This window comes from Pseudoalteromonas sp. S2893, from assembly GCF_005887105.1.
Lineage (GTDB): Bacteria > Pseudomonadota > Gammaproteobacteria > Enterobacterales > Alteromonadaceae > Pseudoalteromonas > Pseudoalteromonas atlantica.
Window position 1 is genome coordinate 1 of record NZ_PNCY01000029.1, and the last position, 23,231, is coordinate 23,231.

15 protein-coding genes are annotated in these 23,231 nt (G+C 40.0%); all 15 read left to right on the forward strand.

The genetic code is table 11. The features are described 5' to 3' along the window. Positions 1-759 precede the first annotated feature (759 nt). The 15 genes from CWC04_RS13265 (at position 760) to CWC04_RS13335 (ending at position 23,221) form a co-directional block, all read left to right on the forward strand. Complete coding sequence (locus CWC04_RS13265; RefSeq protein WP_024033524.1) at positions 760-1,140, forward strand: hypothetical protein; 381 nt, start codon at positions 760-762, stop codon at positions 1,138-1,140. Between the two features lie 128 nt (positions 1,141-1,268). Then, a complete protein-coding gene (msrC, locus tag CWC04_RS13270; protein ID WP_004586714.1) occupies positions 1,269-1,727 on the forward strand; it encodes a free L-methionine (R)-S-oxide reductase MsrC in 459 nt (152 codons plus the stop codon). After that, positions 1,727-2,005 (forward strand): hypothetical protein, encoded by a 279-nt coding sequence (locus CWC04_RS13275; RefSeq protein WP_004586713.1) that lies wholly within the window; start codon positions 1,727-1,729, stop codon positions 2,003-2,005. The genes msrC and CWC04_RS13275 overlap by 1 nt, the downstream gene beginning before the upstream one ends. A 15-nt stretch (positions 2,006-2,020) precedes the next feature. After that, on the forward strand, positions 2,021-2,659 hold the full coding sequence (gene proQ, locus CWC04_RS13280) for an RNA chaperone ProQ (RefSeq protein ID WP_004586712.1): 639 nt from the start codon (positions 2,021-2,023) through the stop codon (positions 2,657-2,659). A 26-nt stretch (positions 2,660-2,685) separates the two neighbouring features. Further along, positions 2,686-4,710, forward strand: coding sequence for a carboxy terminal-processing peptidase (gene prc, locus CWC04_RS13285; RefSeq protein ID WP_126007209.1), 2,025 nt, complete (start codon positions 2,686-2,688; stop codon positions 4,708-4,710). Positions 4,711-4,891: 181 nt separating this feature from the next. Beyond that, positions 4,892-6,352, forward strand: a complete 1,461-nt coding sequence (gene nhaC, locus CWC04_RS13290; RefSeq protein WP_171036153.1) for a Na+/H+ antiporter NhaC — start codon at positions 4,892-4,894, stop codon at positions 6,350-6,352. Between the two features lie 42 nt (positions 6,353-6,394). Further along, positions 6,395-8,989 (forward strand): aminopeptidase N, encoded by a 2,595-nt coding sequence (pepN, locus tag CWC04_RS13295; protein WP_138685641.1) that lies wholly within the window; start codon positions 6,395-6,397, stop codon positions 8,987-8,989. Continuing rightward, on the forward strand, positions 8,990-9,211 hold the full coding sequence (locus CWC04_RS13300; RefSeq protein WP_004586708.1) for a DUF2835 domain-containing protein: 222 nt from the start codon (positions 8,990-8,992) through the stop codon (positions 9,209-9,211). It begins immediately after the preceding gene. A 250-nt stretch (positions 9,212-9,461) separates the two neighbouring features. After that, positions 9,462-11,555 (forward strand): DUF1302 domain-containing protein, encoded by a 2,094-nt coding sequence (locus tag CWC04_RS13305; protein ID WP_138685642.1) that lies wholly within the window; start codon positions 9,462-9,464, stop codon positions 11,553-11,555. Between the two features lie 13 nt (positions 11,556-11,568). Next, positions 11,569-12,933 (forward strand): DUF1329 domain-containing protein, encoded by a 1,365-nt coding sequence (locus CWC04_RS13310; protein WP_138685643.1) that lies wholly within the window; start codon positions 11,569-11,571, stop codon positions 12,931-12,933. A 127-nt stretch (positions 12,934-13,060) separates the two neighbouring features. Beyond that, the gene (locus CWC04_RS13315; protein ID WP_138685644.1) at positions 13,061-14,056 is read left to right on the forward strand and encodes a WD40/YVTN/BNR-like repeat-containing protein; all 996 of its coding nucleotides are present in this window, start codon (positions 13,061-13,063) and stop codon (positions 14,054-14,056) included. Then, positions 14,056-16,377: an efflux RND transporter permease subunit gene (locus tag CWC04_RS13320; protein ID WP_096041646.1), complete on the forward strand. Its 2,322-nt coding sequence runs from the start codon at positions 14,056-14,058 to the stop codon at positions 16,375-16,377. Before CWC04_RS13315 ends, CWC04_RS13320 begins: the two co-directional genes overlap by 1 nt. A 213-nt stretch (positions 16,378-16,590) precedes the next feature. Then, positions 16,591-21,432 carry an NAD-glutamate dehydrogenase gene (locus CWC04_RS13325; RefSeq protein ID WP_138685645.1) on the forward strand — a complete coding sequence of 1,614 codons (4,842 nt, stop codon included), beginning with the start codon at positions 16,591-16,593 and terminating at the stop codon, positions 21,430-21,432. A gap of 117 nt (positions 21,433-21,549) precedes the next feature. Continuing rightward, complete coding sequence (pyrD, locus tag CWC04_RS13330; protein WP_138685646.1) at positions 21,550-22,560, forward strand: quinone-dependent dihydroorotate dehydrogenase; 1,011 nt, start codon at positions 21,550-21,552, stop codon at positions 22,558-22,560. 130 nt (positions 22,561-22,690) lie between these two features. Continuing rightward, positions 22,691-23,221, forward strand: coding sequence for a cell division protein ZapC (locus tag CWC04_RS13335; RefSeq protein WP_024033533.1), 531 nt, complete (start codon positions 22,691-22,693; stop codon positions 23,219-23,221). Positions 23,222-23,231: the final 10 nt, after the last annotated feature.

The window sequence follows — 23,231 nt, forward strand, 5'->3', positions numbered from 1 at the left end:
CCAAGTCTTTCATTAAAACCGTCAACCTATTTCAGGACGGGACAGCTTTATTATCAGGCCACCTTAGGCTTCCTCGCTTATTTGCCCATTTCGGTTTGCTATTAGCCGCTATTAACGTATTGATGTACTACTTTTATTTTTTAGATTTTAAAATTGGTAATTAAAATAGTATGTTGTGGCTCAAGGATGATTTACCTTCAAGAAAACTTATTGTTTATCGTGCAATGATGCTCATGGATAACGTTGTTTGTTTTATTTGTATTCCAACCTTTTGACACAATTAACTATACATCATCACTTTTGCAGCTTTGCTGTGCTGTATACCTACGACGCTGGCTATGCGTAAATCAGTCATTAATTGAAGAACGTACTTAATATTGCAATCTAAAGGTTAGGTTTATTGACGATAGCGCTTATAAGGTAGTGAACTTTGTCTTATAGGCGACTAAGCAGCTCAAAGTAAGCGTGGGCTGGTAAAACAATGCGCGTTTGTTTTTAGTTAGCAAAACCATTTATTAAACCATTCATTAAACAGCGCAGCAGAAACTAAATCTTCAAATTATCACACCTTGCAAAGGGGGTTAAATACCCTTACTAGAAACGCTAAGGTATATTTTTATAAAATTAAAATGCCTAGTTACAGCAGTTTAAAGAGTGCTTGTTTTCCCATCATAAATTACGACCATAGTCTCTGTTTCTAACCTTAAGAACTTGGTGCATGCTTAAGATAATGTTTGTAGTGTGTAATTAGGAACTTATATGAAACATCAACTAGCCAAAAGTGTCGCGCTTTCTTTATTATCCCCTGTGATTGTTGGTAGTTTACTTGGCCTTTATTATGGGCTCACTATGAATGGCGATGCAGTTACCATTTTTTTACAACTACTGATGAGTGCAATTGCGAACGCACATATTGTTGGGCTTACTATGGCCGCTTTTGTCGTACCGGGTTATTTGCTTATGTTTAAGTATGCAAAAGTGAATTATTCAGGTGTACTGACTCTTGGGCTGCTCGGTGGCGCAATATTTAGTTATTTACTCAGTGCTACAACAGGTGAGATATTTTTAATTAATAGTGTAATGGCCGCTTTTGCCGCAGGACTATTTTTATTTGGCCTGCGTAAAACATCAAAAAAATAATTGCAGAAATATTAATCAAGCGTGCTGAAAAACGGCGCTATTTCTGTTTTTTTGCCTGTAAAAGGTTTCAATTTTTCACGACAAAGAGTACCTTTAGCTACTGTCTTTTTAATAATAAGTAGTTTGGTATGCAAAAGCACGATTTTTACCAGTCATTAGTTAAGCAAACTGAATCACTAATTGCTGGTGAATCTAATGTCATTGCTAATATGGCTAACGTAAGTGCGCTATTATTTACCTCATTAGAAGATGTAAATTGGGCGGGCTTTTACTTTATGGATTCGCCAAGTGAATTAGTGCTTGGGCCTTTTCAAGGTAATCCAGCGTGTATTCGTATCCCTGTTGGTAAAGGGGTGTGTGGTACGGCTGCAGCAACGTTAGAAACTCAACTAATTGAAGATGTGCATGCGTTTGATGGCCATATAGCCTGCGATGCAGCGTCTAACTCTGAGATTGTTGTACCTATCATGAAAAATGATAAAATAGTTGCTGTTCTTGATATCGATAGCCCAACTATTGGTCGATTTGATACTGATGACCAAGCAGGTCTTGAAGCATTAGTTAAATGCTTAGAGGCAAGCTTATAATGAAAGACTTGCTAAATGTTCAAGACTACCTATTCGCAGTACAAGATGTAGGCGATTGGGAAGGGGAAGAAGAACATGTAGCGGAAACGCTCAATGATTTGATTCACATAGCCTGGGATAAACTTCCAGATGATTTAGATTGTGAATCAATCGATGAAATAATAAATGGTATTTGGGAACACCTTCGAGGTGATTTGGCTGTACTTGAAGCCGACTTCGAAGAGTTAATCGACTGGGTAATACACTACGTTGACTCGTCCCTTGATGAAAAGATGTGAAAAATAGGTTCTAAAATGGAAACCACAAACAAGCTAAAAGATATTAATGAAGTGCTGGAATTTCTTTATCAAGAATTTCCACAATGTTTTAAACAAAAAGACGGTATTAAACCGCTTAAAGTCGGTATTTTTAAAGATATTGCCGAGCGTATCGAAGGGTCTGAAAAAGTAAGTAAGACTCAAGTACGTCAAGCGCTTAGAAAATACACGTCTAACTGGCGTTATTTAGAAGCTGTGACTAAGTCAGAGTTTCGTATTGATCTTGATGGCAATCAAGGTGAAAAAGTTGAGCAAGAGCACATTGACCACGCTCAAAAAGCACTAGAAGAAAGCCGTGCTAAAATGGCAAAACGCAAAAAACAACAGCGTCCACGCCAAGATTCAGATTCTAAATCTTTCAAGAAAAAACCAGCCCACGCTAGCAAAAACAATGCACAAGCTAACAAACCAGCTAAAGCAGCCCCAGCTAAACGTTCAGGAAAAGTTGAACCTTTACCTGCAAGTGAGGTCAAGGTTAATAACAAGGTTAAGGTTAAACTTGGCCAAGCACTTGTAAATGCGGTAATTACTGAAGTAAACAAAGACGAAGTTCATGTTGAATTAGTAACAGGCATGCAAGTTAAAACCAAAGCTGACAGCTTATACATTATTTAAGTTGTAAATAAATTAAGGAGTTGTGTATGAGTAAAAAGTTTACGCTCATTCCGTTAGTTGCTGCCCTGTTTTCAGGTTCTTTATTCGCTTCTGTAGAAGCGGCAAAACTTGAAGACTTGCCTGTACTTAAACAAGAAAGTCAACATGGCACTGCCAGCAAACGAGTGGCTAACTTATTTGCTCGTTCACACTATACACCGGTTCGATTTAACGATGGGCTTTCTAGCAAAGTGTACGATCGTTATATCGAATCCCTTGATTTTAACAAAAGTGTGTTTTTAGCAAGCGACATTGCAGCGTTTGAAAAATACCGCAACGATTTTGATAATGCTATTACCACCGGTAAGCTTGACTTTACGTTTGATATTTTTAACTTAAGCTTAAAGCGCCGTTTTGAACGTTATGATTACTCTTTATCACTACTCGATAAAGAAATGACGTTTGATAAAGACGATGAATACTTTTTTGACCGTGAAGATTCGGCATGGCCAGCATCGCAAGCTGAGCTTGATGAAATTTGGCGTGAACGCGTTAAATACGATGCCTTACGTTTAAAAATGACAGGCAAAGATTGGGAAGGGATCAAAGAGGTCCTTACTAAGCGTTATAAAAATGCACAAAAACGTTTAGTGCAAACAAATTCAGAAGATGCATTTCAAATTGTAATGAACTCGCTAGCGCGAAGCATTGAGGCGCATACGTCGTACTTATCGCCGCGCCGCGCAGAACAATTTAAAATGGATATGGACTTAGAGCTTGAAGGCATTGGCGCCGTTTTAAGCCCAGATGAAGATTACACCGTTATTCGTAGCTTAGTACCAGGTGGTCCTGCCGATAAAACAGAGCAGCTAAAAGCTGACGACAAAATTATTGGTGTTGCCCAAGATCAAAAAGAGTTTGTTGATGTTATTGGCTGGCGTTTAGATGATGTAGTTGATTTAATCAAAGGCCCTAAAGGCACTAAGGTACGTTTACAGTATCTTAAAGGCTCTGATGCACATGGCACGCCTAAAGTAGTTGAAATCACCCGTGATAAAATTCGCTTAGAAGATAGGGCGGCTAAATCTGAAGTATTTGAAGCGAGTTATTCAAATTTAACTTCAAAAATTGGTGTTATTGAGATCCCAGGCTTTTACAACAATCTTTCAAAAGACGTTAAAGTTGAATTAGCTAAACTTAAAGAAGAAAACGTAGACGGTATTATTATTGATTTGCGCCAAAATGGCGGAGGATCATTATATGAAGCTACACAGCTATCAGGCTTGTTTTTTGACCAAGGTCCGGTTGTTCAAATTCATACATTAAATAACCGTATTGAAGAGCAAAAAGACCGTGACGGAATTACCTACTACGATGGCCCATTAACTGTTTTAGTTGACCGTTATAGTGCTTCAGCCTCTGAAATTTTTGCCGCCGCAATGCAAGACTATGGCCGCGCAGTAATTATAGGCGAGCAAACCTTTGGTAAGGGAACGGTTCAGCAGCACAAAGGCTTAGGTCGTGCGTACGATTTATATGACAATGACTTAGGTAGCGTACAATACACTATTGCTAAGTTTTACCGTATAAACGGCGGCAGTACTCAGCATAAAGGGGTTATTCCTGATATTTCATTCCCTTCGGCGATAGACCCAGCAGAATGGGGCGAGAGCAAGCAAGATAATGCATTGCCGTGGGATAGCATAGTACGAGCTAAGTATAATAGGCAGGGTAATTTAACGCCTGTAATCACTTATCTTGAAAAACAGCACGAAGTACGTATTAAGTCAGAGCCAGAGTTTGGTTACGTATTTGATGATATTGCCCGTTACAATGAAGAGAAAGACCGCAAAACTATTTCTTTAGTTGAAGCAGACCGTATTAAAGAAAAAGATGAAAATGAAGCACGTACTCTAGCGCGCACTAATGAGCGTTTAAAGCGTTTAGGTAAAGAGCCAATAGAAAACCTAGATGATGTACCTGAGGTAATTGAAGAGCTTGACCCTTTCTTAGAAGAGGCAGCACTGATCACTCAAGATTACATTAACTTTGGCCGTATCGCTAAAAAATAAACACGTATTTACCCCGTTTAAAAGGCGCTTTTTGCGCCTTTTTTGTTACCTAAATTTCGCTAAATTGCTATAATCGCGAATTACTAAATTGAGTTACATTACTGTGGCTTAAAAAAAGCACTGATACGCTAAAAATAATAAATAACCACGCCACGATATGTGGTGTGCAGGAGTCACTATTTTGAAGCCTTTAGAAAAACCGATTAAACCCGCCTCGTTTTTTGATGCACTTGTTCCTATCACTGTTTTAATTTGCCTTTTAGGCGCAGCGGTATATTTATTTGGCGATAATTCGTCATCAGGTCCTAACCAAATAGCGTTATTATTTGCCACCTTTGCTGCGGCACTAATAGGGCTAAAAAATGGCTATACGTGGAAAAAGCTTGAAGAAGCCATGATTGAAGGTATTACCTTATCATTGGGGGCTATTTTAATTTTATTAATGGTGGGTGCCTTAATTGGTACTTGGCTGTTGTCGGGCACAGTGCCAACGCTCATTTATTATGGCTTACAGGTTATTAACCCAAGCTGGTTTTACGCCGCAAGCTGCTTAATTTGTGGCATTGTTGCAATGAGTATAGGTAGCTCTTGGACCACAGCTGCCACCATAGGTGTGGCGCTTTTAGGGGTGGCCACCGGGTTAGGGCTTGATCAAACTGTGACGGCAGGGGCGGTTATTTCGGGTGCTTACTTTGGTGACAAACTTAGTCCGCTTTCTGAAACTACTAACTTAGCACCGGCTGTTGTTGGAGCTGATTTATTTGAACATATTCATCACATGTTATGGACTACTGTTCCTAGCTTTGTCATTGCATTAATCATTTTTATATTTATGGGCTTTAATGCAACGGCTTCTAACGAAGCCGGCAGGATTGACGAAATAACAGCGATTTTAGAGCAAAACTTTAATATTGGCTTTGAAATGTTAATTCCATTAATTGTGCTGCTAGTTTTAGCTATTAAAAAAATGCCAGCGTTTCCGGCAATTTCAATTGGAGCTGTGATTGGTGCTGTGTGGGCAATGTTGTTTCAGTCTGACTTAATTGCGACACAAATCGACCTTTCTCAGGGTGAGTTGGTTGGTTATTTTAAAATTATTTGGACGACTTTTTTCGATGGTTTTAGCATCGACACGGGTGATGACAAAATGGATTCACTACTCAGTGGTGGCGGAATGGCAGGGATGTTAACTACAACATGGCTGATCATGACGGCTCTTATGTTTGGTGCCATTATGGAAAAAACCGGCTTATTAGATATTTTTGTTAAGAGCATTTTAAAAATTGCAAAAAGCACGGGCTCGCTTATTACATCAACCATTGCTACTTGTGTGGGCACAAACTTAATAGCGGCTGATCAATACATTGCTATTGTAGTGCCAGGTCGTATGTTTAAAGAAGAATATAAAAAGCGTGGCTTAAAGCCCGTTAATTTATCGCGTACTTTAGAAGATGGCGGCACAATAACTAGCCCGCTAATTCCGTGGAATACCTGTGGTGCGTACATGCAAAGCGTTTTATTAATAAACCCATTTGACTATGCCTTGTATGCTTTCTTTAATTTAATTAACCCTTTCTTAGCCATTATTTATGCGTACGTAGGCATTAAAATTTTACGCATTGAACCTAAGCAACCTGCTTAAATCTAAATAGCTCCTTTTTAAGGAGCTTTAGTTGGAGTAACTATGACTGTTTCAGCAAAGCCAAAAGCGCAATACTTAAAAGACTACACTGCGCCTAATTTTTCTATAGAGCACACTGAACTCACTTTTGACTTACAACCACTAAATACAAAAGTGACGGCTCTACTAACACTTAAAAGAACAACAAATCAAAACTCAGCGCTTGTGTTAGATGGCATAGACTTACAATTAGTGGAGCTGCAAGTAGATAATGTTGCTTATACTAATTATAAGATTGAAGGTGAGCACCTAATCATTAATGATTTACCTCACACATGCCAACTTAAAATTGTTACTGAAATTTCTCCTGATACAAATACCTCTTTAGAAGGCTTGTATTTATCTGGTGGTGCGTATTGCACGCAATGTGAAGCGCAAGGTTTTAGAAAAATAACCTACTTTTTAGACCGCCCTGATGTGTTAAGCACGTACGATGTGACGATTATTGCTGATAAAAGCTTTAAGCATTTACTGTCAAATGGTAACCAAATTGACAGTGGTGAAACAGCTGATGGCCGCCATTTTGCTAAATGGCAAGACCCATTTAAAAAGCCAAGTTACTTATTTGCATTAGTAGCGGGTGATTTTGATGTACTAAAAGACACTTACACAACAAAAAGTGGGCGCGAAATTGAGCTTGCGTTATTTGTTGATAAAGGCAATTTATCTAAAACACCACATGCAATTAACTCATTAAAAAAAGCTATGCATTGGGATGAAACACGCTTTAACCTAGAATATGACTTAGATATTTACATGATTGTTGCCGTAGATTTTTTCAATATGGGAGCAATGGAAAACAAAGGGCTAAACGTATTTAATAGTAAATGCGTATTGGCTAACCAAGAAACCGCCACCGATAAAGATTATCACACGATAGAGTCGATTGTTGGTCATGAGTATTTTCATAACTGGACGGGTAACCGTGTTACCTGTAGAGACTGGTTTCAGCTATCCTTAAAAGAAGGGCTCACAGTATTTAGAGACCAAGAATTTAGTAGCGATTTAGGCTCTCGCGCACTTAACCGCATTGATGCTGTTAAAGTAATGCGCACACATCAGTTTAGTGAAGATGCGGGGCCAATGGCGCACCCAATTCGTCCTGAAAAAGTTATCGAAATGAATAACTTTTATACCGTAACGGTGTACGATAAAGGGGCTGAAGTTATCCGAATGATGCACACCCTGTTAGGTGAGGTTAACTTTCAAAAAGGGATGCAGCTTTACTTTGAACGCCATGATGGTCAAGCGGTTACCTGTGATGATTTTGTTGCTGCAATGAGTGATGCTTCAGACATAGATTTAACGCAATTTAAACGTTGGTATAGCCAATCAGGTACACCACGATTAAATGCAACACAGCACTATGATCACGATAAGCAACTTTATACTTTAACAATTGAGCAATCAGCTCCGCTAAATCAGCCAGATAATAAGAGCCTTCACATTCCATTTGCCATCGAATTATTAGATGAAAAAGGGCAAAGTATTGCACTTACTTATCAAGGTGAAAAACGCGACCACGTGCTTAACGTAACTGCGCCAACGCAAACGTTTTACTTTGATCAAATACCTGCTCGCCCAGTGGCTGTGTTACTTGAAGATTTTTCAGCGCCCTGTATTTTAAGCCAGCAAAATTCAGAACCTGATTTACTGCATATTATGCGTTTTGCGCGCAGCGATTTTTCGCGTTGGGATGCGCAGCAGCAATTATTTATTAATGCAGTTAAGCAAGCAGTCAGCGCACCTGAACACGCAACATTAAGTGAAAACGTTATTAATGCACTACGTGTGTTAATAAGCGCACAAAGTGGTGATTTAGCACTGGTAGCAGAGCTTATAAAACTGCCAAGCTTTGACACCTTTGCCGCTGAGTTTGACATAATTCCTGTTGACGAAATCATTACAATCACAAGGTTGTTTGAGCAACAGATTGCCGAGCAATTATCTGCTGAGCTTTTACATTGTTACAGCTCGTTAGTAGATGATGGCAGTATAAATTCAGATGCAGTGGCTATAAGAGCGCTTAAAGGTGTTTGTTTACATTACTTAGCTAAAATACCTTCTGAGCAAGTTGACCGCTTTATCAAAGAATCGGCAGATTCACCGAATATGACCAATGTTTTAGCCTCATTAAGTGCGGTAGTAAAAGCATCACACCCATTAAGAACAACGTTGTTAGATCATTTTGATAGCCAGTGGCGTCATGATGTTTTAGTTATGGATAAATGGTTTGCGCTGCAGGCTATGCAATCCGGTGATGATGCTATTGAGAATATAAAAGCGTTGTACGCGCATCCTAGCTTTGATTTTTCAAACCCAAATCGTGTACGCGCATTAGTGGGCAGCTTTAGTCATTTTAATACCCCACAATTTCACCGAAAAGATGGTGAAGGTTACGCATTATTAGGTGATTTACTTATTAAGCTAAACGCGATTAATCCGCAAAATGCCTCTAGAATGTTAACGCCTTTCATGTCGTGGAAACGCTTTGACACAACCCGTGCTCAAGCAATGAAAGCACAGTTGCAACGCTTAGCAAACCTTGAAGGATTAAGTGCTGATTTATATGAAAAGGTTGAAAAAGCGCTTAATTAAATGATTGAGTATTACTTTTCTTTACACCTGAGCTATAACAAATGCATGGACTACTACCATGGTCGTTTTAGCTCAGTACAAGTGGTTGAAGATAGCGGTAAAACAATACGTTTTGCCGCCTCGCACTTACGCCCTTACATTTCATCTATTGGAATAAGAGGGCGTTTTAGACTTTTACTTACCCCCGAGAATAAATTTATTCGCCTCGAACGTATCGCCTAACCTGCTGTTTTTATGTTATAGATACATAAAAATATTATCTTTTTGTTAATTTCAATTTGTTCTATTGTTAATTTACGTGTATAAATTATCTGGTATGACGTCTTACCAATACGTAAACGTCAGCTCAAAAAATATAAAAATTGATTGAACGCGACCATTTGTAATTTTTTATAATCGCTTCTATCGTTAAGATTACACTAAAAACAATAACTTGATCACACATAATTACCCACGACAGGGGGGATACACAATGATAAGAAGATCGCTTTTTGTTAAAAACAAAATAGCTATAGGTTTAGCAGCCGCAAGCTTAGGTTTATCTGCAGCAGCGAATGCAGCAAATTTTGAGGTAGGGGGCTTTGATGTCACCTTCGACTCAACTTTTTCCTATGGTCAAAGCGTCCGTGTTGAAGACAGAGATTTCGACATTATTGGTAAAAGCAATAATCCTGCATTTGATTGGACTGGGTATAATCCTTCATTAAATACAATTTATTCTTCTCAAGATGTTTGGGCTCAACCAGGTTCTTACTCTAATAATGGCGATGCAGGTAATCTTAATTTTGATAGCGGTGATTCGTTTTCAAAATTATTGAAAGGAACACACGACCTTTCAATTAGCAAAGATAACTACGGCTTATTCACACGTTTTATGTACTTTTACGATTTTGAGTTAATGGATGGTGATAGAGCCTACGTTAACCCAACCTCAGGACAAGGCGTAGATCCATGTGATGATGACGACACAAAAGAGCAAAGCTGTGCCGACATCCGTTTATTAGATGCTTACGTTTGGGCAAATTTTGACTTAAACGATGGCAACAACCCGCTGTCAATTCGCCTTGGTCAACAAGTAGTTAACTGGGGTGAGAGTACACTTATCTCTCATGGTATTAACGTAAACCCGGTCGACATTGACCGCTTAAAAGCGCCAGGAGCTGAGCTTAAAGAAGCATTTATTCCTGTAGGTATGCTTTGGGCGTCATTAGGGATCACTGAAAATATTACTTTAGAAGGTTTTTATCAGTACCAATGGCACGAAACACGCCTACCGGCTGCGGGTACTTATTTTTCTACCAATGACTTTGCAGCAGAAAACGGCTATCAGCAAAATGTACAGTTAGGTTTTACTTCAAACCCTGACATTGATATGGCCTTTTTAACCGACAGCCTTAATAACCTTTATACTAATTTTGCTCAGGTAGCCGCAGCACAGGGTATTGACCCAACAAGTGCTGAAGGCCAAGCCCTGCTTGCAAACATGTATTTAGCTCATCCAACTAAAGTTGCACTTAAAGGTAAAGGCGATAACGGTAAAACAGAGCCAGATGACGGCGGCCAATATGGTTTACGTTTAGGTGTATTTTTACCAGAGTGGAACGACACCGAAGTGGCGTTATACCACGTTAACTACCATAGTCGACGTCCGCTAATTTCTGGTCGTGTATCTAACTTTTCGCAAGCTGCCATCGCACAAGACCTAGCGATGATTGCAACAACAGAAATTACAGATGACAACGTAGCAGATTTAATTGCGTTTTCAAAAGCAGAAAATGATTACCCAGAAGATATTAAACTTTACGGTTTAAGCTTTAACACCACAATTGGCGAAACTGCGTTTGCTGGTGAGTTTGCATTTCGTAAAGACGAACCACTACAAATAGACGATGTAGAGCTACTTTATACCGCCATGCCTGAACAATTGGCGCTTGCCGGTATTCGCCCAGACTTTGCGGGTATTTCGCAAATGAGTTTTGGTGATGCGATTAGCTCTGTAGCGGCAGGTGAAGTTGCACAAGGTTATATTGAACGCGACACATCACAAATTCAGTTTACTGCAACACATTTATTTGGCCCGTCATTAGGTGCTGATAGTTGGGCTGTAGTAGGTGAAGTAGGTGCTGTGAAAATTCATGATATGCCTGATTACGACGAAATGCGTTTAAATGTGTCGGGTACAGGTCGAAGCGGTGTGATCACCGGCCCAGGCACGACTGACTACACAACATTACAACTAGGCCTTTCTAATGGCCCAGAAGAAAAGTCGTTTGCAACGGCATCATCTTGGGGTTACCGCCTAATTGCTAAAGGTGATTACTTTAACCTTTACAATGGTATTAACTTCTCTCCACGATTTGTATTTTCTCATGATGTAAACGGTAACACACCTGATCCTATGTTCTTGTTTATTGAAGACCGTAAATCGTTGGGTGTAACGATGAACTTTAATTACCAAAATGCATGGTCACTTGATGTGAGCTACAACTCATTTTGGGGTGGTGGCGATATCAATACTTTCTCAGATCGTGACTACGTTTCTTTCAATTTAAAATATTCAATTTAGGGGTAATATTAGTATGATTAAAAAACCTACCCTCATCGCTACGGCTTTGTGTAGCATGTTTTTAAGTTCAGCGGCAATGGCAAAAATGAGCGCTGAAGAAGTTGCACGTTTAGGACAAGACTTAACGCCATTTGGCGCAGAAAAAGCAGCCAATGCTGATGGGTCAATTCCAGCGTGGAATGGCGGTATTACATCTGCACCAGAAGGTTATGAGCCAGGCATGCACCATTTAGACCCGTATTCTGCGGACAAAGTGTTGTTTACCATTGATAAAACAAACCTTGATAAGTACAAAGCTAACTTAAGCCCTGGCCAAATTGCTTTATTTGAAGCATACCCAGATACGTTTAAAATGCCTGTTTATGAAACGCGCCGCTCTGCGTCTTACCCACAGTTTGTATACGATGCAACAAAAGAGTTTGCTGCAACGGCTGAGCTTATTGAAGGTGGCAACGGAATAAAAAATACCGCAATTGGTATTCCATTTCCTATACCTAAATCTGGCTTAGAAGCTATTTGGAATCACTTATTACGCTATCGTGGACAATCAATAGAGCGTTTTGGTGGACAAGCTGCACCCACCGCATCGGGTTCGTACAATTATGTAGGCTTTGATGAACAACTATTGGTTAAATATTCAGATCCTAAAGCGACTCCTGCAGAGCTTCAAGACTCAAACATTTTGTTTAAATTTAAGCAAAAGGTGACAGAGCCAGCACGCCTTGCCGGTACAGCGCTACTTGTACACGAAACCATGGATCAAATTTTAACGCCTCGCCAAGCGTGGACATATAACTCAGGTCAGCGTCGTGTTCGTCGTGCACCAAATGTTGCATATGACGCACCAGGTACAGCCGCAGATAGCTTACGTACTACCGATGATTTTGATATGTTTAATGGCTCACCTAACCGTTACAACTGGACGTTAAAAGGTAAGCAAGAGCTATATATTCCGTACAATAGCTACAAATTACACAGTGATAAACTAGAGTACGACGATATTTTAAAACCAGGCCACATTAATCCAGAGCATACGCGTTATGAAAAGCACCGTGTATGGGTTGTTGAAGCTAACTTAAAGGATGATACACGCCATATTTATAAAAAACGCGTGTTTTATATTGATGAAGATAGTTGGCAAGTACAAGTGACCGATATTTATGATAATCGCGACCAGCTTTATCGTGTAGCAATGGCATATGGCTTAAACTACTACGAAGTACCTACGCAGTGGAGTACCTTAGAAGTGTATCATGATTTAAATTCGCGCCGTTACTTAGCTATTGGTTTAGATAACCAAGAAAAAATGTACGACTTTTCAGAGTCGTTTAACGATAACGAATTTACTTCAAGCGCATTACGCCGTGAAGGTAAATAACAACGTAATATGCAGCTAACAGCCCGTTAGCTGCTTTTTTCTTTCTCATCGCGTTTGTCTATACGACACGCAGGATTTTCCTCAGCAAACAGACAAACAATTCTTCAGTTCAAGGCGATTAAAATTTATGAAGTATTTGGTATATGCCAGCCTGATCATAAGCGGTGCGAGTATTGCACAAGATGCACCTCAGTATGCTATTAGCGCAATCAACGCAAATAAAACCCTACTAACTGATATTACCAATACAGGTGCAGGTTTAGTGGCTGTAGGTAAGCACGGTACGGTAATAACAAGCAAAAACGCTGAGCAATGGCAGCAAGCGCAAAGCGTCCCTACACAGGTATTGCTAACGGCTGTCGATTTTTCTGATGAAACTCATGGGTGGGCATGCGGGCACGATGCCACCATAATTAATACCACCGATGGTGGTTTAAATTGGCAATTACAACAAGCAAAGCCAGAGCTTGATAAGCCGTGTTTAGATATTTACTTTGAAGATGACTCAAATGGTTTTGCTGTGGGCGCTTATGGCATGTTTTATCAAACCAGTGATGGCGGCAAGCACTGGCATAAACGCTTTTTAGATTCTTTACTGTTTAGTGAAGACAGAGAGTATTTGAATGATTTAAAAGAAAATGATCCTCAAGGCTACGAGGCTGAAACAGCATCTATACTGCCTCATTTTAACCGTATTGAAAAAACAGACAGTGGTTTGATGTTAGTCGGTGAAATGGGGTTAATGGCCAAAAGCAGTGATAATGGCCAATCATGGCAACGCCTTGATGAAATTTACCCAGGTTCTTTTTTTGCGGTAGCATCAGATGCGCAGCAAGAGATTGTGGCAGGGCTCAGAGGAAATGTATTTGCTAAAAATAAAAATGAACAACAATGGCAGCATTTTGAAAATGTTAAAACGGCCACGGTTAATAACATTATAAATTATAATAATGAACATTGGTTACTGCTGGCAAATAGTGGTGTGATCTTTCATTTAAAAGACGGCTTACTTACACATGAACAACGCCCCGATGGTAAAGCTATTCTTGATGGCGTAATAATTAATAATAAATTGGTCATGGCAACAGAAGATGGCATTAAAGTGAAGGAGTTGAACCCTTAATGCATACGTTTTTAGATTTTTTAGAAAAGGCGGTGTTTAGACACCGTACTATCATGTTGATCGCTTTTGCGCTAATCACATGTTTTTTAGGCTATAAAGCCACTCATATTGAATTAGACGCCTCGTTTAACAAAAATATTCCGCTAAATCACGAATACATGAAAGTGTACACCAAACACGAAAAACAATTTGGTGGCGCAAATAGCATTTTAATTTCGGTGTGTGATGACAGTGGCAACATTTTTAACCCCGAATTTTTCACCCAGTTAAAAGCAGTACACGATCAACTGTATTTTATTCCAGGTGTAAACCGCCCATTAGTTAACTCTATTTTTGCGCCCAGTGCGCGTTTTGTTGAAGTGGTTGAAGATGGTTTTGCTGGCGGCCCAATCATTCCTGCAAACTTTAAAGCTGACCAAAAAGGTTTAGCGGTAGTTAAAGAAAACATTGAAAAAGCAAAAGTAGTAGGGCGAATGATTGCCAGCGATTATTCATGTGCCATGGTGACCGCGCAGCTACTCGAAACCGACCCGCAAACTCAGCAAAAGCTAGATACACTCGCATTTGCAGATAAATTAGAAACGCAAGTAAGAGAGCCTTTAAGTACAGATAAAGTCAGTATTCATATTATTGGATTTGCCAAAATGGCCGGGGATATTGCTCAAGGGGCAAAAGGCGTTGTGCTATTTTTTGCTATTGCCATTGGTTTTACCTTTATTATGGTATGGCTATTTTGTGGCAGTTTAAAGCTCACCATTTTACCTATAGCGTGTTCAATTATTGCCGTAATCTGGCAAATGGGTTTATTGTCGAGTTTGGGTTTTGGACTCGACCCTATGTCTATATTGGTGCCGTTTTTAGTATTTGCGATTGGTGTAAGCCACGGCGTGCAGATGATCAACGCCATTGGTAAAAAAGTAGGTGAGGGCAAAAGTACCCGCATTTGTTGTCAATCAAGCTTTAGAGCATTACTTGTACCTGGTGGTATTGCGCTGCTTTCAGACACGGTGGGCTTTTTAACCCTGCTGACTATTGATATAGGTATTATTCGTGAACTTGCGATCACAGCAAGTTTAGGTGTTGCGGTTATTATATTTACTAATTTAATTTTATTGCCAGTGTGGGCCTCGTATATGAATTTTGCCAACACTGTGCATATTCAATCAGGTGATGCGCAAAAGCCAAATATGCTAGATGCGATACGCGATTTATTGGTAAAAGCCACAGACCCTAAAACCGCAAAAATGATTATTGGTTTTACGCTGGTGTTATTTGCCTTAGGTTACTGGCAAGCAGATAAAATGCGAATTGGTGATTTACATGCAGGTGCGCCTTCGCTGCATCAAGATGCTCGCTACAATCAAGATACTTTTTTAATATCGGACAAATACACCATTTCGTCGGATATTTTAAAAGTGATAGTTGAGGCTTACCCAGCGGCGTGCACAGAGCACGATGTGATGGCGCGCATTAGCCGTTTTCAGTACAAGGTAGAAAACGTGCCAGGCGTACAATCGGCGGTTAGTTTAAGCTCTGTGGCGCAGTCGGTTAACGCAGGTTACAACGAAGGTAACTTAAAATGGCAAAGCTTGCCGCGTAATTCGGCCAGCTTAGTGCAATCAACAGCCCGTGTAGAAACAAGCACAGGATTACTCAATGGCGATTGCTCAGTCATGCCGGTGATTATATTTTTAGATGATCACAAAGCAAATACAATCGATACCGTTATTCAACGTGTTAAGCAATTTGCACAAGAAGAAGGCACAGACAAGTTAGCCTTTAAATTAGCGTCTGGGCCTGTAGGGGTGATGGCGGCAACAAATGAGTCTGTTTCTGCGGCGCAAATTCCGATGATGCTTTACGTTTACGGCGCAGTTATTATTTTGTGTTTGTTAAGCTTTAAGAGCGTAAAAGCGACAATTGCAGTGGTATTACCTCTGTATATTGTATCAACTCTTGCACAAGCACTTATGGTGCAATTAGAAATTGGCTTAACGGTATCTACATTACCTGTTATAGCCTTAGGTGTAGGTATTGGTGTGGATTACGGTATTTATATACTTTCTTCGATGATGGGCCAACTTAAGCAAAACGTACCGCTGAGCGTGGCGTACCGTAATGCCCTTGTTGAGCGTGGCAGTGCTGTATTGTTTACCGGTATTACCCTTGCGATAGGTGTTAGCACGTGGATATTCTCTGATCTTAAGTTTCAAGTAGATATGGGAATACTGCTTACCTTCATGTTTTTAGTAAATATGTTAGGTGCGGTACTGCTATTACCCGCAATTGGTAGTCTGCTGTGGACCGACCAGAAAAAATAAAGTGAATAATTGTGCTCCTATATGACCTGTAATGGTCATTTATATCTATATTTTGTGAATAGATGACCAAATAGCTGAAATGCTTAAAATGTTTTCATCGAAAAGGCTGTTTATTAGCGCTAAAAGGGTTAGAATTTAACTGACTCCACGCTAATAAATGGCTGTACAAATATTCTGCTTAACCAAAAGCAGTAATAGATTAAGGAACATACAATGACACGAAATGAAGGCCAAGCCTCGGTTATCCTAGATAATGTCTGTAAGCTTATCCAGAAAAAAGTTCACGCTGATAATGTGTTACTCGTTGAGAAATTCGCCAAAGCCTTGTACAGCAATATGTCTAAAGAGGATTTGGCAAATCGCAATGATAGTGACCTATACGGTGCTGCACTCAGCCTTTGGAATGCACTAGAAAAAAACACCACGGACGACGCAGTAATTCGCGTTTTCAACCCTGAAGTAGCAAAAGATGGCTGGCAGTCATCACATACAATTGTAGAAATTATTGCTAAAGATATGCCATTTTTAGTCGATTCTGTTCGTATGGCTATGACCCGTGAAAATATAGCTTCTCACTTATTACTTCACTGCCCACTAAAAATTCAGCGTGACAATAACGCTAAAATTTCTGGTTTATCAAATTTAAAAGCAGAGCAAGAATCGACCTCTACTAAAACAGTGTTCTTTATTGAGATTGACCGCCAAACCGATGCATCTGTTATTGCTTCTTTCAAAAAAGAGCTCGAATCAGTATTGGTTGATGTTTCTATTGCGGTAGATGATTGGCAGCCAATTCGCGAAAAATTAGTCTCTGTTACTAAAGAAGTACCAAAACGTAAGCATAATAAAAATAAAAACGAACTATCTGAAGCCGTAGAGTTTTTAGATTGGCTAGCTAAAGATAATTTTACTTTAATGGGCTATCGCGAGTACGAGCTTACCCCTGTACAAGGTGATTACCAGCTAAAAGGTAAAATGGACACAAGCCTCGGCCTGATGAAAAATTCAACCGATGAGCACACACGTTTATTATCTGAATTACCTGAATTTGCTCGCCAAGAAGCCCTTAGCAGTAACTTATTAGTATTAACAAAAACGAACTCTGTATCGCGCGTTCATCGCCCAGCGTACATAGATTACGTTGGTATTAAACGCTTTGATGATGAAGGCAATGTGGTTGGTGAAGACCGTTTTATCGGCCTATTTTCATCAAGCTTTTACAACAACAGCGCAGCAGATGTGCCTGTTCTAAAAACTAAAATTAACCGTATTATGGATATGTGTGACTTTGCTAAAGGCACCCATGCATACAAAGCGGTACTTAATATTTTAGAAACGTACCCACGTGATGAATTAGTTCAAGCTCGCGAAAGCGAGTTACTTGAAGTAGCAATGGGTGTTTTACAAATTCAAGAGCGTGACATGTGTCGCTTGTTTGTGCGTAAAGACGCCTACGGACGTTTCTTTTCTTGTATGGTGTACGTTCCGCGTGAGCGATATAACACAGCGCTGCGCCGAGAAACACAAGACATTTTAGCTAACGCCTTTAATTCTGACGAAAAAGTCGAATTTACTACCTATTTCTCTGAGTCAACACTGGCGCGTACACATTACACCGTTCGTGTGACCGATAACAATATCGAATATAACGTGAAAGACATCGAAAACAACCTAGTAGAAGCTGCTCGTACATGGGAAGATAAATTACAATCTGCACTGTTAGAGTCAGCAGGGGAAGCCCGCGGTAATGAGCTAAATCGTAAATATTGCAACGCGTTTGCACGCTCTTACAAAGATGAAGTACTACCGAGTGCTGCGGTTGTAGATATTGAAAAACTAGAATTGTTAAACGACGAGAACAAGCTAGAAATGTTGTTCTATCGTCCGCAAGAAGAAGCTAACAGCAATATTGTACGCCTAAGCTTGTTCCATAAAGATGAGCCAATTCACTTGTCTGATGTTATGCCAATGCTAGAAAACTTTGGTTTACGCGTTGTAGGTGAAACGCCATATTCTGTTAAAACAAGTGATGGTCGTATCAATTGGATCATGGACTTCTCTATGCTGATTGACAGCAAAGGAATGGCCGACTTTGATAAGATTTCTGCTCGTTTTCGCGCTGCATTAACTAATGTATGGGGCAACCGCCTTGAAAACGACGGCTTTAACCGCTTAGTATTAATGGGTGGTTTAACAGGTCGTGAAGCCTCTATATTACGTGCCTATGCAAAATACATGCGCCAAATTGGGGTTACCTTCTCGCAGACCTACATTGAGAGCACGTTTGCAAATTACCCGCATATTGCTGCCCAAATAGTTAACTTATTTGCTAAAAAATTCTCAGTAAAAAGCCCTGCAAGCCCTAAAACACTTGAGAAATTAAGTGCACAAATTTACTTAGAGCTTGAAAACGTAGCGAACCTTGATGATGACCGTATTATACGTTTATACGTAGATATGATTGTGGCAACACTGCGTACTAACTACTTCCAAAAAGATGAAACAGGTCAGTTTAAATCTTACGTGTCGTTTAAAGTACAGCCTAGCTTAATTCCTGATATGCCGCTTCCGCTGCCAGCATTTGAGATTTTTGTATACTCTCCGCGTGTAGAAGGTGTGCATTTACGGGGTGGTAAAGTTGCTCGTGGTGGCCTTCGTTGGTCAGACCGTCGTGAAGATTTCCGTACTGAGGTACTGGGCTTAGTAAAAGCGCAACAAGTTAAAAACACCGTAATTGTTCCGGTAGGTTCTAAAGGTGGTTTTGTATGTAAGCAGCTACCGAGTGAACGTGAAGCCTTTATTAAAGAAGGTCAAGAGTGTTACAAAATTTTCATCCGTGGTTTATTAGACATTACCGATAACATTGAGCGTGGTGAAATTGTACCGCCAGCTAATGTAACGCGTCACGATGAAGACGACCCATACCTAGTAGTTGCAGCCGATAAAGGTACAGCTACCTTCTCTGATATTGCTAACGGTATTGCTAACGAATACAACTTCTGGCTAGGTGATGCGTTTGCATCAGGTGGTTCAGTAGGTTATGACCATAAGAAAATGGGCATAACAGCAAAAGGCGCATGGGAGTCTGTTAAACGTCATTTCCGTGAAATGGATATTGACTGTCAAACTACCGACTTCACTGTGGTTGCTATTGGTGATATGGCCGGCGACGTATTTGGTAACGGCATGTTATTGTCTAAGCACATTCGTTTACAAGTCGCGTTTAACCATATGCACATATTTGTAGACCCTACACCAGATGCAGCGACCTCTTACCCAGAGCGTGAGCGCTTGTTTAACCTGCCTCGTTCATCATGGGAAGATTACAATAAAGATCTGATTTCAGCGGGTGGTGGGATTTTCTCTCGCGCAGCTAAATCGATTTCTTTAAGCCCAGAAATGAAAAAAATGCTTGGCACTAAAAAAGCAAGCATGACACCGAACGAGTTGATCAAAGCCTCATTAATGATGGAATTTGATTTACTGTGGAACGGTGGTATTGGTACTTACATTAAAAACAGCCACGAAACAGACGCTGATGTAGGGGATCGTGCAAACGATGCGCTGCGCATAAACGGTAAAGACCTAGGCGCTAAAATATTAGGTGAGGGGGGTAACTTAGGTGCAACCCAATTAGGGCGTATCGAGTTTGCAGCCAAAGGCGGGCGTGTAAATACCGACTTTATTGATAACGTAGGCGGTGTTGCGTGTTCAGATAACGAAGTAAATATTAAAATTTTACTTAACGGCTTAGTTTCAGAAGGGGATTTAACACGTAAACAACGTGATGAGTTACTTTACTCTATGACCGACGAAGTATCTGAACTTGTACTTAAAGATTGTTACCGTCAAACACATACATTGTCGATTACACAGTCTAAAGGTGCATCAACTCTTAAAGAGAAGATCCGCTTTATTCATGCCCTTGAAAAAGAAGGCAAGCTAAACCGTGCAATCGAGTTTTTACCAACTGATGAAGAGTTGGCAGAGCGCGCTGCAGCAGGTAAAGACCTAACACGTCCAGAGCTTTCAGTATTAGTTTCGTACGCTAAAATGGTGCTTAAAGAGTCTTTAGTAACAGATGAAATTACTGAAAACCCTTACTACCGTCAGCTACTAGTTAAGTCTTTCCCGCGTCCACTGCGCGAAAAATTTAACGACGCGATGGATAATCACCCACTGCGCAAAGAAATCATTGCAACAAAACTGGCGAACAATATCGTTAATGACATGGGCTTAAACTTCATGGTACGCATGAACGAAGAGACCGGTGCTAACGAAGCTGAAATCGCAATGTGCTACTCAATTGCGAGTGAGATTTTTGAAATGCGTGAAACCTGGTCATCAATCAGCGCGCTAGATAATAAAATCCCAGCAGCAGTTCAAACCGAAATGCTGTACCAATTACGTCGTACTGTTCGTCGTGCAACACGCTGGTTCTTGCGTCATCGTAATAAAGCACAAACAATTGAACAAGCTATCGAGTTCTTTGCACCAACGTTTAAAGATTTAAGCGAAAACTTAAATACGTACATGCAAGACAAAGAACACGAATGTTTAACTGGTAAAGCAAATGAGCTAGTTGAAAAAGGTGTACCTAAGCAAATTGCTAAGCGTATTATTGACCTTTCTAGCCTGTTCTCTGTAATGGATATTGCTGAAATAGCGCATAATTCAGGCCGCAGTGTGGCGATGGTATCTAATACCTACTTTAAACTCGGCTCGCGTATGGGCTTACACTGGTTCTTAGATCAAATTACTAACCAGCCTGTTTCTAACCATTGGCAAGCACTTGCCCGTGCGTCGTACCGTGAAGAGCTTGATTGGCAACAACGTACGCTTTCTCATGTTGTGCTAAACAGCTTTGAAGGTGACGAAAACGATGTTGATAATCAAATCGATCAGTGGATGGCCAGCCAAGATCTGCTGCTACAGCGTTGGAAGCAAATGCTAGCTGAATTTAAAACCTCGCAAAGTCACGACTTTGCTAAGTTCTCAGTTGCACTGCGCGAATTAATGTTGTTAAGCCATAACTGTGATACATCAGGAAAATAATTTAGCTTTAATTGGTTATTTATTCAGTAAATAATCAGTTAATTGTTAAAATTGTTATACAATACCTCAGCCTAGTCTGAGGTATTTTTTTGTCTGTAATTTAAAGAGGAACAATTCATGTTTTACGATTTAGCCCGCCGTTTTATGTTCACCCGAGATGCTGAATGGGCACATGAGTTTGCGCTTAATAATTTACGCCGTTTTGCACACACCCCTTTAAACGCAGCTTGGTCACAACAACTACAAAACAAACCAGTTAATTTTTTAGGCCTTGAGTTTAAAAACCCTGTGGGTTTGGCTGCAGGTTTAGATAAAAACGCTGAGTGTATTGATGCCTTTAGCCAAATGGGCTTTGGTTTTGTAGAAGTTGGCACGGTTACCCCGCGCCCGCAAGCAGGTAATGATAAGCCGCGCATTTTTAGATTACCGCAGTCAAATGCCATTATTAACCGAATGGGCTTTAATAATAAAGGGGTCGATAATTTAGTTAATAACGTAAAAAATGCCAAGTACACCGGTATTTTAGGTATTAATATTGGTAAAAATAAAGATACCCCAAATGAGCAAGGTAAAGACGACTACATTCATTGTATGCGTAAAGTGTTCGAGCATGCTTCATATATTACGGTCAATATTTCATCTCCAAATACCCCAGGGCTGCGCGATTTACAATATGGCGCCGCGTTAGATGATTTACTGCAAAGTTTAAAGAATGAACAGCTCGATTTAATTGCCAAGCATAATAAGCAAGTACCTATGCTGGTTAAAATAGCGCCAGATCTTGATCAAATCCAAATTGAGCAGGTTAGCGAGTCACTATTAACGAATCAAATTGATGGCGTAATCGCAACAAATACTACGCTTGAACGTAGTGCAGTAATGGGTCAGCAATACGCCGATGAGGCGGGTGGTTTATCTGGCAGCCCAGTAAGAGCGCGCTCTACACACGTTGTTAGCGAACTTAAACGTTTAACACAAGGTAAATTACCAATTATTGGTGTAGGCGGTATTGATGATGCACAATCTGCTCAAGAAAAGCTAAATGCAGGCGCAAATTTAGTGCAGGTTTATACTGGGTTCATCTACAAAGGGCCACAATTGGTAAAATCGATCGTTGATTCCTTATAAGGATCAGTTATGTAAGCTTTTGATCGTTCAATAAATGTTCTAAACAAATGTTTTAAAAATGGTCAAAAGCCGTTATAATCTAGTATTAATGTCTTAATTAAAAATAAATTTTTAAACAAGGAGGAGGCAAATGTTACAAGCAACAAAACAATGGCAGTGGATTGCATGTGCAAATAAAAACCGCTTACTACTTGATTTAAATGACGATATGCAATTATGTACACCGTATAAATTAAGACAACTCACCGACTGTGTATTTGAAAACCCGCGTTTTAGCTTAGAAGATGCTGCTTTTTATGAACAGGTATATAACTACTTAGATGGTTTTGAGCTGTATAAGCCTGCACAAATTTGCCAAATTGCGCTCAATGCCACCGCTGTAAAATTTCATTTAAAACCGGTACTGGCTAAAAGTTGGTTTTTTGAAGAGTACACAGGCACCCAGCCAAGTACAGAAGCCATCGTTAAACTTACCTCAAAAGCACAAACCGGTGAGTTTTTAATTGTTGAACATTGCCCTGATGCTTCAATTTGCCTAAACCTTAACGAAACATTCAAACTTGATGATAATTTGTCTCTTGAACAGTTTGAAGTTATCCGCGTTTTAAACAATCGTGTTCACCCGCTATTACTTGAGCAATATCACACTAAATCAGCTTAGCAAAATTACA

Coding starts and splice junctions, on each gene's coding strand:
- prc (WP_126007209.1), top strand. CDS start 2,686: ATGAGTAAAAAGTTTACGCTCATTCCGTTAGTTGCTGCCCTGTTTTCA.
- CWC04_RS13265 (WP_024033524.1), top strand. CDS start 760: ATGAAACATCAACTAGCCAAAAGTGTCGCGCTTTCTTTATTATCCCCT.
- pepN (WP_138685641.1), top strand. CDS start 6,395: ATGACTGTTTCAGCAAAGCCAAAAGCGCAATACTTAAAAGACTACACT.
- CWC04_RS13315 (WP_138685644.1), top strand. CDS start 13,061: ATGAAGTATTTGGTATATGCCAGCCTGATCATAAGCGGTGCGAGTATT.
- CWC04_RS13300 (WP_004586708.1), top strand. CDS start 8,990: ATGATTGAGTATTACTTTTCTTTACACCTGAGCTATAACAAATGCATG.
- pyrD (WP_138685646.1), top strand. CDS start 21,550: ATGTTTTACGATTTAGCCCGCCGTTTTATGTTCACCCGAGATGCTGAA.
- CWC04_RS13325 (WP_138685645.1), top strand. CDS start 16,591: ATGACACGAAATGAAGGCCAAGCCTCGGTTATCCTAGATAATGTCTGT.
- CWC04_RS13320 (WP_096041646.1), top strand. CDS start 14,056: ATGCATACGTTTTTAGATTTTTTAGAAAAGGCGGTGTTTAGACACCGT.
- CWC04_RS13335 (WP_024033533.1), top strand. CDS start 22,691: ATGTTACAAGCAACAAAACAATGGCAGTGGATTGCATGTGCAAATAAA.
- msrC (WP_004586714.1), top strand. CDS start 1,269: ATGCAAAAGCACGATTTTTACCAGTCATTAGTTAAGCAAACTGAATCA.
- CWC04_RS13275 (WP_004586713.1), top strand. CDS start 1,727: ATGAAAGACTTGCTAAATGTTCAAGACTACCTATTCGCAGTACAAGAT.
- CWC04_RS13310 (WP_138685643.1), top strand. CDS start 11,569: ATGATTAAAAAACCTACCCTCATCGCTACGGCTTTGTGTAGCATGTTT.
- CWC04_RS13305 (WP_138685642.1), top strand. CDS start 9,462: ATGATAAGAAGATCGCTTTTTGTTAAAAACAAAATAGCTATAGGTTTA.
- proQ (WP_004586712.1), top strand. CDS start 2,021: ATGGAAACCACAAACAAGCTAAAAGATATTAATGAAGTGCTGGAATTT.